Origin of the sequence: Oerskovia rustica, assembly GCF_014836555.1 — a bacterium.
In the GTDB taxonomy this organism is placed as follows: Bacteria; Actinomycetota; Actinomycetes; order Actinomycetales; family Cellulomonadaceae; genus Oerskovia; species Oerskovia rustica.
Window position 1 is genome coordinate 25,372 of sequence record NZ_JACSQQ010000010.1, and the last position, 12,332, is coordinate 37,703.

Annotated in this window: 12 protein-coding genes; 5 read left to right on the forward strand and 7 right to left on the reverse strand. The window is 74.5% G+C overall.

Annotated elements, in window-relative coordinates:
• The first annotated feature begins 132 nt into the window (after positions 1 to 132).
• Both H9652_RS07605 and H9652_RS07610 read left to right on the forward strand, forming a co-directional pair.
• Positions 133 to 1,038, forward strand: a complete 906-nt coding sequence (locus H9652_RS07605; protein ID WP_191795717.1) for an alpha/beta fold hydrolase — start codon at positions 133 to 135, stop codon at positions 1,036 to 1,038.
• 97 nt (positions 1,039 to 1,135) lie between these two features.
• On the forward strand, positions 1,136 to 2,677 hold the full coding sequence (locus H9652_RS07610) for an aminopeptidase P family protein (RefSeq protein ID WP_191795718.1): 1,542 nt from the start codon (positions 1,136 to 1,138) through the stop codon (positions 2,675 to 2,677).
• 75 nt (positions 2,678 to 2,752) lie between these two features.
• On the opposite strand, the gene H9652_RS07615 is transcribed toward H9652_RS07610, so the two are convergent.
• Positions 2,753 to 3,526 carry a class I SAM-dependent methyltransferase gene (locus H9652_RS07615; protein ID WP_191795719.1) on the reverse strand — a complete coding sequence of 258 codons (774 nt, stop codon included), beginning with the start codon at positions 3,524 to 3,526 and terminating at the stop codon, positions 2,753 to 2,755.
• Positions 3,527 to 3,656: 130 nt separating this feature from the next.
• On the opposite strand from H9652_RS07615, the gene H9652_RS07620 reads away from it, so the two are divergent.
• From H9652_RS07620 to H9652_RS07630, 3 genes are all read left to right on the forward strand, one after another.
• The gene (locus H9652_RS07620) at positions 3,657 to 4,664 is read left to right on the forward strand and encodes an ATP-binding cassette domain-containing protein (RefSeq protein WP_191795720.1); all 1,008 of its coding nucleotides are present in this window, start codon (positions 3,657 to 3,659) and stop codon (positions 4,662 to 4,664) included.
• Entirely contained in the window at positions 4,661 to 5,506 is an 846-nt protein-coding gene (locus H9652_RS07625) for an ABC transporter permease (RefSeq protein WP_191795721.1), read from the forward strand. The genes H9652_RS07620 and H9652_RS07625 overlap by 4 nt, the downstream gene beginning before the upstream one ends.
• Before the next feature lie 81 nt (positions 5,507 to 5,587).
• Complete coding sequence (locus H9652_RS07630; protein ID WP_191795722.1) at positions 5,588 to 6,580, forward strand: TetR/AcrR family transcriptional regulator C-terminal domain-containing protein; 993 nt, start codon at positions 5,588 to 5,590, stop codon at positions 6,578 to 6,580.
• A 1-nt stretch (position 6,581) separates the two neighbouring features.
• Here H9652_RS07630 and H9652_RS07635 read toward each other — a convergent pair whose 3' ends face one another.
• From H9652_RS07635 to H9652_RS07660, 6 genes are all read right to left on the reverse strand, one after another.
• A complete protein-coding gene (locus H9652_RS07635) occupies positions 6,582 to 7,451 on the reverse strand; it encodes a general stress protein (protein WP_191795723.1) in 870 nt (289 codons plus the stop codon).
• 146 nt (positions 7,452 to 7,597) lie between these two features.
• Positions 7,598 to 8,434 (reverse strand): class II fructose-bisphosphate aldolase, encoded by an 837-nt coding sequence (locus H9652_RS07640; protein ID WP_191795724.1) that lies wholly within the window; start codon positions 8,432 to 8,434, stop codon positions 7,598 to 7,600.
• Positions 8,435 to 9,406 carry a 1-phosphofructokinase family hexose kinase gene (locus H9652_RS07645; RefSeq protein ID WP_191795725.1) on the reverse strand — a complete coding sequence of 324 codons (972 nt, stop codon included), beginning with the start codon at positions 9,404 to 9,406 and terminating at the stop codon, positions 8,435 to 8,437.
• The gene (locus tag H9652_RS07650) at positions 9,403 to 10,479 is read right to left on the reverse strand and encodes an ROK family protein (RefSeq protein ID WP_191795726.1); all 1,077 of its coding nucleotides are present in this window, start codon (positions 10,477 to 10,479) and stop codon (positions 9,403 to 9,405) included. Before H9652_RS07650 ends, H9652_RS07645 begins: the two co-directional genes overlap by 4 nt.
• Positions 10,476 to 11,372: an SIS domain-containing protein gene (locus H9652_RS07655; protein WP_191795727.1), complete on the reverse strand. Its 897-nt coding sequence runs from the start codon at positions 11,370 to 11,372 to the stop codon at positions 10,476 to 10,478. Before H9652_RS07655 ends, H9652_RS07650 begins: the two co-directional genes overlap by 4 nt.
• Before the next feature lie 59 nt (positions 11,373 to 11,431).
• Positions 11,432 to 12,331: a DeoR/GlpR family DNA-binding transcription regulator gene (locus H9652_RS07660; protein WP_191795728.1), complete on the reverse strand. Its 900-nt coding sequence runs from the start codon at positions 12,329 to 12,331 to the stop codon at positions 11,432 to 11,434.
• Between the last annotated feature and the right edge of the window lies 1 nt (position 12,332).

Consider the following 12,332-nt stretch of genomic DNA (forward strand, 5'->3'; position numbering starts at 1 on the left):
GGGTCCAGCAGTACCTTCCTCGGCAGGTCACCCCGCGGCGGCCGACCGTCCCCAAGGCCCGCACAGGACGTTCACGTGAGCAGCGCCGGGCTTTCGCAGTGCTCCCAGGTGGCGCTGGCAGCATCCGAAGAGATGCGTAAGAGCCAGCCCGCCCTCCGGGCAACCGCCGTCCCGTCCGCCCCGTCGATCGACCTCCTCCCGAGCCTCGCGCAGGCGTCCGCGGCGGGGTCGCCTGCCGCCGTCGTGTTCGTGCACGGGGTGCGCACGTCGAACGCGATCTGGGGTCGTCAGCTCGCCCACGTGCGCGAGGCGGGACACCTCGCGGTCGCGGTCGACCTGCCGGGGCACGGCGAGCGCAGCGGCGAGCGGTTCACGCTCGTACGGGCCTTCGAGATCCTGGACGACGCGGTCGCGTCCTTCCCCGACGACGTCCCGGTCGTCGTGGTGGGCATGTCGCTCGGCGGGTACACGTCGCTCGCGTACGCGGCGAGCCACCCCGAGCGCCTGGCCGGGGTCGTGGCGTGCGCGTGCAGCGCCGACCCGCGCGGGAAGCCGGTCGCGCTGTTCCGCGAGGCTGCCGCCCTCGTGGACGCCGCAGGCGCCGCGACCCGCCGCGCCCTGGGGCGTGTGCAGGGCGTGCTGCGCGCCGGGCGTTCGCTGCCCGGCGGCGCCCGGGCCTCGGCACAGCTCACGGGCGCCGGGTCGTTCGCGGACCCGCAGCTCCCCGGCAGGCCGGCGTGGCAGGTCGTGACCGACGTGCTGCACGAGCTCGCGGGCCGCTCGTCGCGCGCGGACCTGAGCTCCGCGAAGGTGCCGGTGTGGCTCATCAACGGTCAGCGCGACCACCTGCGCGTCGACGAGAAGCGCTACCTCGACACGGCGCCGGGCACCGCGCTCGTGGTCGTGCCGCGGGCCGGCCACGACGTGAACCTGGACGCCCCCGACGCCTTCAACGCCGCGCTGACCCGAGCGCTCGGAGACCTCACGAGCCGCTGGTCCCCCGCGCGCGAGCAGACGCTCGTCGGCGCGGCCGCCTGACCGGGCGGCCACCCGCCCGCCGCGGCCGATGCCCGAGGGCGGGCGCCGCCGTCGGGCCGCACGCCCCTCCCCCGACACCGATGGGAGACTGGTACCCATGAGCAACGACACCACCCCTGTCAGCGCGCCGGCCGCGGAGTCCGAGCAGGAGATCGCCGCCCGGAACGACAACCGGTCGCACCGGCCCGACTCCGAGGCCTTCAAGGCGTTCATCACGAGCGGCTGGGCGCCGCGCGCGAGCAGCGACGTCGAGGCCGGCGTCGCCGCGCCGTACACCGCGGCACGCCGCGCCGAGCTCTCCGCGGGCTTCCCCGGTGCACGCCTCGTGATCCCCGCCGGGCCGCTCAAGGTCCGCTCGAACGACACCGACTACCGGTTCCGCCCGCACTCGGCGTTCGCGCACCTCACGGGCTTCGGCACGGACCAGGAGCCCGACGCCGTCCTGGTCCTGCACCCCGTCGAGCCCGGCACGGGCGACGACGGCTCGAACCACCACGCCGTCCTGTACGTGCGCCCCCTCGCGGCGCGCGACACCCAGGAGTTCTACGCCGACTCGCGCTACGGCGAGTTCTGGGTCGGCGCCCGCCCGAGCCTCGACGACGTCACCACCGTGACGGGCATCGAGGCCGCGCACATCGACGAGCTGCGCGACGCGCTCGCCAAGGACGTCGGCGAGCACGTCGTCCTGCTGGTCGTCACGGGGGCCGACGAGAACATCGAGGCCCTGGTCGAGGCCATCCGCCTCGAGAACGGCCAGACCGACGACGCCGCGGCGGACGCCACGCTCGTCGAGGCCGCCTCGGAGCTGCGCCTCGTCAAGGACGCGCTCGAGATCGCGCACATGCGCGAGGCCGTCGACGCGACGATCGAGGGCTTCGCCGAGGTCGTGCGCAACCTTCCCCGTGCGACCGAGCACCGTCGCGGCGAGCGCGTCATCGAGACGACGTTCGACGCGCACGCCCGCCTCGAGGGCAACACGGTCGGCTACGAGACCATCGCGGCCGCGGGCGAGCACGCCACGACGCTGCACTGGATCCGCAACGACGGCCAGGTCCGCGCGGGCGAGCTCGTCCTGCTCGACGCGGGCGTCGAGGTCGACTCGCTCTACACGGCCGACGTCACGCGCACCCTGCCCGTCGACGGCACCTACACCGACGTCCAGCGCCGCATCTACACCGCGGTGCTCGACGCCGCCGACGCAGCCTTCGCGGTCGCCGTCCCGGGTGCCCGCTTCCGCGACATCCACGCCGCCGCGATGGAGGTCATCGCCGAGCGCCTCGCCGAGTGGGGCCTGCTGCCCGCGACGGCCGAGGAGTCCCTGGCGCCCGAGGGCCAGTTCCACCGCCGCTGGATGGTGCACGGCACGAGCCACCACCTGGGCCTCGACGTGCACGACTGCGCGCAGGCGCGGCGCGACCTCTACGTCGACGGCGTCCTGGAGCCCGGCATGGTCTTCACGATCGAGCCCGGCCTGTACTTCAAGAGCGACGACCTCACGGTCCCCGCGGAGTACCGAGGGATCGGCGTCCGCATCGAGGACGACGTCCTGATCACCCAGGACGGGAACGAGAACCTCTCGGCGGCGCTTCCCCGCCGCCCCGAGGACATCGAGGCCTGGATGGCGTCGCTGCGCGACTGACCAAGCCCCTCAGCACCACGAAGGCGGCGGCCCCGAGGACACTCCTCGGGACCGCCGCCTTCGTCGTGCCCGGGGTCAGACGGCGCGCGCCACGACGAGCAGCTCTCCGGCGCCCTCTCCCACGGGCTCGCACCTCCACCCGCCGAAGACCTGCTCGACGGCGAACCCCGCCGCCTCGACGCTCGCGCGCACCTCGTCCTCGGGGCGGAACCGGAGCGTCGCGGTGGACAAGAGCTCGTCCCCCTCGGGCATCTCGTAGCCGAGCGTGAAGTCGACGACGCCGTCGCGCTCACCCGTGATCTCGCACCAGGTCTGGACGACGCGCGCTTCGCCCGGCCGATCGCCCGGCGGGTCGCTCAGGACGACCGGGTCTCGCTCGTCGGGCGTGTGCCACGACTCCCACGCACGGTCGCGGGGGTCGCGGGTGTCGAACACGAGGATCCCGCCGGGGACGAGGGCCGCGCGGAGGTCCGCGAGGACGCCCGCCCACTCGTCGTCGGCGACGAAGAACTGGGCGACGTGGCTCGTCATGAGGGCGACGTCGAACGCGCCTGCGGGCGCGTCGGCGGACGTCCCGTGGACCCAGGTCACGGCCTCGGCACCGGGCCGGCGCCGGGCCGCGTCGAGCGACGCGTCGGCTGGATCGATGCCCGTCACGTGGTGCCCCGCGGCGGCCAGCGCCACGGTCAGCCGTCCTGTGCCGCACCCGAGGTCGAGCACACGCGGGCCCGGCCCCTCGGTCGCGCGGGCGAGGAAGTAGTCGTCGTCGGGACCCCAGGTGTTCTGGGCGTCGTAGACCTCGACGAGGCGGGCCTCACGGAACTCGGCCTGGTGCGTGGCGGTGTGCATGCCGGTCACGCTAACCGGCCACCTCGCGGGCGGTCACGAGAATTCCTCTCTTGCGTACGCCACACACAGTGCGTATGGTCTACACAGTGTAGGGAGTACACAACAGTCTGCGACGCACACGGAGGTAGCGATGCCCGACCCCATGATCGACGTCCGGGGGCTCACCAAGGCCTACGGATCCCACGCCGTCCTGCAGGGCGTGGACCTGACCGTCCGACGCGGCGAGATCTACGCGCTGCTCGGCCCCAACGGCGCGGGCAAGACCACCGCCGTCAACATCCTCACGACCCTCGTCCGGCCGGACGCCGGGACCGCGAGCATCGCGGGCCACGACGTCGTCCGCCAGGCCGCGAAGGTCCGCGAGGTCATCGCCCTGACCGGCCAGTACGCCTCGGTCGACGGGTTCCAGACGGGCGAGGAGAACCTCGCGATGATGGCCACGCTCGCCCACCTGCCCCGCGCCGTCGTCGCGGCCCGCACGGCCGAGCTGCTCGACCGCTTCGACCTGACCGACGCCGCCCGGCGCCGCGTCGAGACCTACTCGGGCGGCATGCGCCGCCGCCTCGACCTGGCGATCAGCCTCGTCGCGGACCCCCAGGTCCTGATCCTCGACGAGCCCACCACCGGCCTCGACCCGCAGTCGCGCACCGAGCTGTGGGACGTCGTCCGCGAGCTCGCCGCCGACGGCATCACGGTCCTCCTCACGACCCAGTACCTCGAGGAGGCCGACCGGCTCGCCGACACCATCGCGGTCCTCGACGGCGGGCGCATCGTGGCTCGTGGCACCGCGAGCGAGCTCAAGGCGCTCGTCCCCGGCCAGCACGTGCGGGTCGACGTCGAGGACCCCCGCGCCCTCGCAGCCGTCCAGGACCTCGGGCTCGAGATCTCCGGGATCGACCAGAAGGACCTCGCGGCCATGGTCCCCACGACCGACCCCCTCCGCACGGTCCGCGACGTCCTGGCGCTGGCCGACGAGCGCGGCATCCCCGTGACCGGGGTCAGCGTGGTCAAACCCTCGCTCGACGACGTCTTCCTCGCCCTCACGGGATCACGTGGCTCCCGGGCCGCGACCCCGTCCACGGCCCCCGGGCCCACGACCCAGCACGTCCCCGCAACGACCGAGGCAGGCCACCGATGAGCACCACCGCCCCCGAGACCGCACGGGCCGCGCGCCCCGCCCCCGGCCGGCGCACGACCGGCACCGCCCGCAGCGCCCGGCACTCCCCCGCGACCGCGCTGCGCGACGTCTCGGCCATGACCGGTCGTGAGCTCCGCCGCACGCTGCGCAGCGTCGACGGCCTGGTCACGGCCCTCATGCTGCCCGTCCTCATCATGCTCGTGTTCGTCGTCGTGTTCGGCGGGGCGATCGAGGACGACGGCAGCTACGTCGACTACGTCGTACCGGGCATCCTCGTGCTCTGCCTGGGCTTCGGCTCGGCGACGGCCGCGCTCTCGGTCGCGCAGGACATGACGAGCGGCACGATCAACCGGTTCAAGACCCTGCCGATCTTCGGCCCGTCGGTCCTGTGGGCCCACGTCCTGGCCAGCACGGTCCGCAACCTCGTCTCGGCGACCCTCGTCCTGCTCGTCGCGGTCGCGCTCGGCTTCAGCCCCGGCGCGGACCTGGGCGGCTGGGTGGGCGTCGCCGGCTACCTCGCGCTCATGGTCCTCGCGTTCACCTGGTTGAGCTGCCTCGCGGGCCTGGTCCTGAGCGTGGACGCCGCAGCGAGCTTCAACATGTTCTTCCTGTTCGTGCCGTACCTGTCGAGCGGGTTCGTCCAGGTCGAGACCATGCCGACCTGGTTGCACGGCTTCGCGGCGCACCAGCCGTTCACGCCCATCATCGAGACGTTGCGCGCGCTGCTCTCGGGCACCTCGACCGCGGGGAGCCTCGTGCCCGCGATCGCGTGGCTCGTCGGGATGTTCGCGGTCTCGTGCGCCCTGGCCTCGGTGCTGTACCGCCGCCGGACCGCTCACTGAGCGCGCTCCCGAGAGGCGGTGCGACACGGTCGGTGCGACCCGTCCCGACATCTCCCCGACCGGACCCGCGATGATGTACCCATGACGGACACCACCGATCCCGGCCTGCCCCACGCCATCGCCCTGGCGTGGGGCGTGGCCGAGAACCCGCAGCGCGGCCCGCGCCGCGAGCTGAGCATCGAGCGGATCGTCGAGCAGGCCATCGAGATCGCCGACGCCGAGGGGCTCGCGGCGCTCTCGATGAGCAAGCTCGCCACGGCCCTGGGGTACACGACCATGTCGCTGTACCGCTACGTCACGAGCAAGGACGACCTGCTGCTCCTCATGCAGGAGCAGGCGATCGACGTCGACCTCCCCTCGGGCGCCCGGGCCGACGTCGACGCGGTCATGGAGGGGCGGATCCCCGACGGCGGCGAGCCGACGTGGCGGCGCGGGCTGCGCGAGTTCGCCCTCGCGACGCTCGCGGTCTACGAGGCCCACCCGTGGTTCCTCGACGTCGCCGTCCAGGGCGTGCCGCTCACGCCCAACAACCTGCGGTTCGTCGACCTGGGCCTGCGCGCGATGCACGGCACCTCGCTCACGGACGAGGACAAGCTCGCGATGATCATGCTCGTCACGAGCTACGCGCAGAGCGCGGCCCGGATCCAGCGCGAGCTGCGTGGCGCCCGGCAGGACCCCACGGGTCGCGACGTGAGCGGCGCCGCGTACGCCGAGGTCTTCGCCGAGCTCGTGACGCCCGAGCGCTTCCCGTTCCTGCACCCCGTCGTGGCGTCGGGGGCGTACCTGAGCGAGGACGACGGGGTCGACGACGTCGTGTTCGGCCTCGAGCGCGTGCTCGACGGGATCGGGGTCTACATCGACCGTTCGCCCGCCGAGCGCGCCGACTCGCCTCTCCCCGCGCCCGAGGACCGCGTGGCGGCCGAGCTCTACGCGCGCGACCCCCAGGTCAAGGAGGCGTCCAAGGCGCGCCGCGAGGCGGAGAAGGCGGTCCGGGAGGCCGAGAAGCGGCTCAAGGAGGCGCGCAAGCGCGAGCGCGACGCGGCGAAGGCCGCCACCGAGCGGGCGGGGCGCTGACCTAGCGCGTGCCCGACGACGTCTCGTCGGCCGGGCCTTCGGCGGCGGCCTGGGCGTCGGCCGCCGGGGCGCCCTGTCCCTCGACCGGTGCACCGTCGGCCGGGGCGGTCGGCGTGACGTCGCTGCGCATCGCGCCGTAGCGGGGCGCACCCGAGGGCGTGGTCCAGCGCGGGTCGGGCGTCCGGACCGGCGGCGCGGGCTGGGCCGGGGCGTCGGTCGGCTGGACCGGGCTCACGGCCGGAGCGGGCGCCTGCGGCTGCTGCGCCCCCCACGGCTGCCCCGGCTGTCCCTGCTGCTGTCCGGGCGCCTGGCCCGGCTGACCCCACGGGCCCGGCTGCGCGGGCTGCCCGGGCCGACCCGCGACCGGCGGGACCTGACGCGCGACGGCCGCGGCGCCGTCGGGCATCTGGGACAGGAGGCGACGCGCGTCGCCCGCCCGCTCCGCGAGGCACAGCAACGAGTACGACGACGCGACGATCTGGCTCGACGACGTGAAGTCACGCTTGCCGCCCGTGAGCGAGTACGACAGGACCGAGAACAGCAGGCCGAAGCCCGCACCCAGGCCGATCGCGGCGAGCATCAGCCCGCCACCGCTGTTGAACATGTACAGCAGCAGACCCACGAACAGGCCGAACCACGCACCGGACGCAAGGCCCGCGAGCGCCACCCGCCCGTACGTGAGGCGGCCCATGACCCGCTCGACCATGCGCAGGTCGGTGCCGACGATGGTCACGTACTCGACGGCGAACTTGTTGTCGGAGAGGTAGTCGACGGCCTTCTGCGCCTCGAGGTAGGTCGCGTAGGACGCGACCTGCTCCCCGCTCGGCGGCGTCGGGACCTTGGGCGCGGAATTGGGACGAGTCATGCTCATCTGCCCAGTCTCCCGTACATGTCGGTGTGAGGCGAGGGGGTTCGCTCAGGGGGGAGCGCCGCGAGATCGAGGGCCCTCGCCGAGGTAGAGGGTCAGGTCCCTCTACCTCGACGACATCCCTCTGTCTCGCGGGCGGGCCGGCGTGCTCAGACCGCGTCGAGCACGGCCAGCAGGCGCACGACCTCGTCCCGCATCGCGTCCCGGCCCGCACCCAGGTACTTGCGGGGGTCGACGACGGTCGGGTGCTCGTCGAGGTAGGCCCGCAGCGCCTGCGTGAGCGTGTTGTTGAGGTGCGTCGAGACGTTGATCTTCGTCATGCCCTCCTTGACCGCGCGCGTGAGGTCGTGGTCGGCGACCCCCGACGAGCCGTGCAGCACCAGGGGGACGGGGACGGCGGCGCGCAGCTCGGCGATCCGCTCGAAGTCGAGCGACGCCGTCCGGTCCGTCATGGCGTGCGACGAGCCGACCGCGACCGCGAGCGCGTCGACCCCGGTCGCCGCGACGAACGCGACGGCCTCCGCGGGGTCGGTGCGCACCCCTGGCGCGTGCACGCCGTCCTTGCCCCCGACCTTGCCGAGCTCGGCCTCGACGAAGACCCCGCGGGCGTGCGCCTCGCGCACCACGTCGGCCGTGGCCTCGACGTTCTGCTCGTAGTCGAGCGCAGACCCGTCGTACATGACCGAGGTGAACCCCAGACGGACGGCCTCGCTCACGAGGGCACGGTCCTCGGCGTGGTCCAGGTGGACGACGACCGGCGCGCTCGACGCCCGCGCGACGGCGAGCGTCGCGAGGGCGATCGGCTCGAGTCCGCCGTGGTACTTCGCGGCGTTCTGGCTGATCTGCAGGACGACGCCCGTGCCCGCGCGGGCGGCCGCGGCGACGAAGGCCTCGGCGTGCTCGACCTGGATCACGTTGAAGGCTCCGACCCCGCGGCTCTCGGCGCGGGCCCGGTCGACGAGCTGGTGGGCGGTGACGAGCGGCATTCAGTCCTCCGTGGTTCTGGTGTCGGTCAGGTTCTCGGTGAGGACGCGGGCGCCGAGACGGCGCACGTCCTGGGGGTCGACCTCGCCCGCGACCGGCTGCAGCACCGCCGCGGCCGACGTGGCGACGGTCAGGGCCAGTCGCTCGGCCCAGGGCCTCCCGGCGCTCACCGCGAGCGCCGCCATGGCCGCGTCGCCCGCGCCCGTCGGGTTGCCCTGCACGGGGACGTCGAGCCGTGCGCGGGCTGCCGGGGTCGTGGACCCGGGCTCGAACGCCGCGAGGCCCTTCTCGCCGTCGGTCACGACGACGGCGCGAGCCCCGAGCCCCTGCAGCGCGGCCACGCCCTCGGCGAGGCCCGGCACCCCGGTCGCCTCGGCGAGCTCGGCACGGTTGGGCTTGAGGAGGTCGGCGCCCGCCCGGGCGGCCCACAGCAGGCCTGGTCCCGAGGCGTCGACGTGGACCGGGCAGCCGGCCTCGCGCAGCGACCGCACCAGGTCGACGAACCGGTCCTGCGTCGTGCCCGCCGGCAGCGAGCCGGAGATCGTCACGACCGTCCCGTCCCCCGCGAGCCCGACCGCGGTGCGCACGAACAGCGCCCACTCCTGTGCGGTGAGCGGTGCCCCGGGTTCGTTGAGGACCGTGGGGTGACCGCCGTCGTCGGGCCCCGCGTGCTCCGGGACCACCGCGCCCGCCGGCCGCCGCCCCCCCGCGCCGGGCACGCGCGGCGCGGGCGGCCCGGCGGCCTCGAGGTCCGCCGCGAACGCGGGCCCGAGGAGCCCGCCCACGGGGGCGACCGCGACCGAGTCGCCGCCCAGCGCCCGCACGACGCGGGCGACGTTGACGCCCTTGCCGCCCGCACGGGCCGCGACCGAACGGACCCGCAGCGCCTCGCCCGGGTCCAGGCGGTCGACGCCGTAGGTCACGTCCCAGGCCGGGTTCGGCGTGAGGCACAGGACACGCCGGTCGCCCGTCACGTCGGCTCCAGGTCGCTCGTGGCCACCGCGTCCCACGCGAGGACCGTCGCGCCGTACGTGCCGGCGGCCGAGCCCAGCACGGCCGGGACCAGTCGCGGGGCCGGGTGGATCGTCAGGTAGGACCGCACCGCGGCGTCGAGGGGGACCATGAGGTCGTCGCCCGCGCGCACGAGCCCACCGCCGATCACGACGACCGGGAGGGCCAGGACGCGGACCATCGCGGCGACGAGCTCGCCGAGCCGGTCGACCGCGCGGTCCCACACCTCGCGAGCCACGTCGTCGCCGGCCTTCGCACGGGCCAGGACCTCGGCCGAGCCGGGCACCTCGTGGGCCGACGTGCCTGTGAGCTCGTGGTAGCTGCGCGCCATGCCGGCGGCCGACGCGTAGGTCTCGGCGCACCCGCTGCCGCCGCAGGGGCACGACGTCCCGCCGCGCACTCCCCCGTGACCCAGCTCGCCCGCGAAGCCGCGCCCGGCGTAGACCTCGCCGCGCAGCACGATCGCCGCGGCGATGCCCGTCCCGACCGACACGTACGCGTGGTCGGGCTCGCCGCGGCCCGCGCCGAGCCGGGCCTCCGCGAGGCCGCCCGCGCGCACGTCGTGGCCGAACCCCACGGGCAGCCCCGTCGCGTCCGCGACGACCTGCCGCAGCGGCAGGTCCACCCAGTCGAGGTTCTCCGCGTTGAGCACGACGCCGGCGTCCTCGTCGACCGTGCCGGGCACCGCGAGGCCCACGCCGCGCACCTGGTAGCCCGCCGGGACCTCTGCCCGCAGCGCCTCGACCGCGGCCAGCACCGCGGCGACCGAGGCCTCGGGTCCCTGCGCGGCGCACGTGGGCACAACACGCTCGACGACGATCTCGTCGGGCGCGCCCGGGTGGTCGCCGCGCGCGACCAGCGCAGACTTGATGTCGGTCCCGCCGACGTCGAGCGCGATCACCGCCGGGCGGAGCCCCGCCCCCGCCGCCGCCCTGCCGTGCGACGACGACGAGGGCGACGCGGGCGACGGTGGCCGGGACGGCGACGCGGGCTCCTGGACGGCGGGGAAGGCTACCTGCTCCTCCCCGGGCCTCATGATGCGACGTCCTCCAGGATGATCGAGCGCGTCAGGTGGCGCGGGGCGTCGGGGTCCAGGCCCTTGCGCTCGGCGTTCGCGACCGCGAGGAGCTGGCAACGCACGAGCGTGATCTGCGCGTCCTCGTCGAAGCGGACCACCAGGGCGCCCGTCCGGGCGACGTCCTCGACCAGCCCCGGGACCTCGGCGCCGAGCAGGAACACCGCGCTCGTCTCGTCGGAGATGCTGATCGGGCCGTGGCGGTAGTCCATGGCCGGGTACGACTCGGCCCAGGCGAGCGAGGCCTCGCGCATCTTGAGCCCCGCCTCGTTCGCGAGCCCCACGGCCATGCCGCGGCCCAGGAACGTGAACTGGGTGCGAGCCAGGACCTCTTCGGGGACCTGCCACCCCACGACGTCCTCGGCCGCTGCCGCGAGCGCCTCGACGTCGTCGCCGAGACCCGCGCGCAGGAGCGTGAGCGCGGCCGTCGCGAACCGGGTCTGGACCACCGACTGCTCGTCGGCGAAGGGCATCACGACCACGTCGTCCGCGGCCCGAGCCCCCGGGGACGTGGGGTCCCCCACGATCGCCAGGGTGCGCTGACGGCCGCCGAGCACGTCGAGGAGGTGCAGGATCTCGGTCGTGGTCCCGGAGCGCGTGATCGCCACGACCCGGTCGTAGTCACGGTCCACCGGGTACTCGCTGCCCGCGAACGCGTCGGTGACGCCCTGGCCCAGCTCCTCGCGGCGGGCCGCGTAGGCCTGCGCGATGAACCAGGAGGTGCCGCAGCCGACGATCGCGACGCGCTCGCCCGGCTGCGGGAGGACCGCGGCGCGCTCGGCCGCGAGGCTCGCGGCCTCGCGCCAGACCTGGGGCTGGCTCGCGATCTCGACGCTGACGTGGGAGGTGCTCATGGTGTCAAACCCTTCTGGTGGGGCCACCGGGCGCGCGGGCCGCGCGCGCCCGGCGTCCGTCATGGTGCGGACGTCGTGGACGGGACGGTGGGCGGTGCGGGAGGTGCCGTGGGGACGACGACGACCTCGATCCCTGCGTCCCGCAGGGGGGCGAGCTGCTCCTCGGTCGCGCCCGCGTCGGTGACGAGCGTGGTGACGGCGGACAGGTCGCAGATCTGTGCGAACGAGCGGACCCCGAGCTTGTCCGAGGTCCCGACGGCGATCACGGCACGCGAGTGCTCGACCAGGGCGGTCGTGACCCCCGCCTCGTCGGGGTCGGCGCACGTGAGCCCGGCGTGCTCGTCGATGCCCACCATCCCGACGACGAGGACGTCGAGCCACAGGCTCCGGGCCATCGTCACGGCGAGGGGTCCGGTGAGCTCGTAGGACTGCGCACGGGCGGTGCCGCCCAGGCACACGGTCCGTACCTGCGGGCGCAGGACGAGGTCGGTCGCGATGTTGAGCGCGCTCGTGACGACCGTGTAGACGTGCTCGCCGTGCTGTGCCGCCTGCTCGGACGCCTGGTCGGAGATCTCGCCGAGCGCCTTCGCGACGAGGGTCGTGGTACGCCCGCCGTTGAAGCCGACGACGGGCTGGCCGGTGTGGCGCTCCGCGACCAGCCGCGCGGCGGCCTCTGCCACGAGCTGGCGGTCGTCGACCTGCCGGCCGTACCGACCGGGCAGGCCGTAGGCGACGGAGGCCGCGACGACGCCGCCGTGGGTGCGGTGCGCGAGGCGCCGGTCGGCCATCTGGTCGAAGTCCCGGCGCACGGTCGACTCGGAGATGCCGAACTGCTCGGACACCTCGGTCACGGACAGCCGCCGACGGTCGGCGAGCAGCGCGAGCATGCGTTCCCACCGGACGGACTTGCTGAGCCCGCCGGGTGCGTCACCGACGGTCGGGTCCTCGTGGCGTGCCATG

Bases quoted from the DNA above. Each gene is read 5' to 3' on its own strand.
- H9652_RS07620 (WP_191795720.1), top strand. From the start codon at position 3,657: ATGCCCGACCCCATGATCGACGTCCGGGGGCTCACCAAGGCCTACGGA.
- H9652_RS07655 (WP_191795727.1), bottom strand. From the start codon at position 11,372: ATGAGCACCTCCCACGTCAGCGTCGAGATCGCGAGCCAGCCCCAGGTC.
- H9652_RS07605 (WP_191795717.1), top strand. From the start codon at position 133: ATGCGTAAGAGCCAGCCCGCCCTCCGGGCAACCGCCGTCCCGTCCGCC.
- H9652_RS07615 (WP_191795719.1), bottom strand. From the start codon at position 3,526: ATGCACACCGCCACGCACCAGGCCGAGTTCCGTGAGGCCCGCCTCGTC.
- H9652_RS07625 (WP_191795721.1), top strand. From the start codon at position 4,661: ATGAGCACCACCGCCCCCGAGACCGCACGGGCCGCGCGCCCCGCCCCC.
- H9652_RS07630 (WP_191795722.1), top strand. From the start codon at position 5,588: ATGACGGACACCACCGATCCCGGCCTGCCCCACGCCATCGCCCTGGCG.
- H9652_RS07640 (WP_191795724.1), bottom strand. From the start codon at position 8,434: ATGCCGCTCGTCACCGCCCACCAGCTCGTCGACCGGGCCCGCGCCGAG.
- H9652_RS07650 (WP_191795726.1), bottom strand. From the start codon at position 10,479: ATGAGGCCCGGGGAGGAGCAGGTAGCCTTCCCCGCCGTCCAGGAGCCC.
- H9652_RS07635 (WP_191795723.1), bottom strand. From the start codon at position 7,451: ATGAGCATGACTCGTCCCAATTCCGCGCCCAAGGTCCCGACGCCGCCG.
- H9652_RS07610 (WP_191795718.1), top strand. From the start codon at position 1,136: ATGAGCAACGACACCACCCCTGTCAGCGCGCCGGCCGCGGAGTCCGAG.
- H9652_RS07660 (WP_191795728.1), bottom strand. From the start codon at position 12,331: ATGGCACGCCACGAGGACCCGACCGTCGGTGACGCACCCGGCGGGCTC.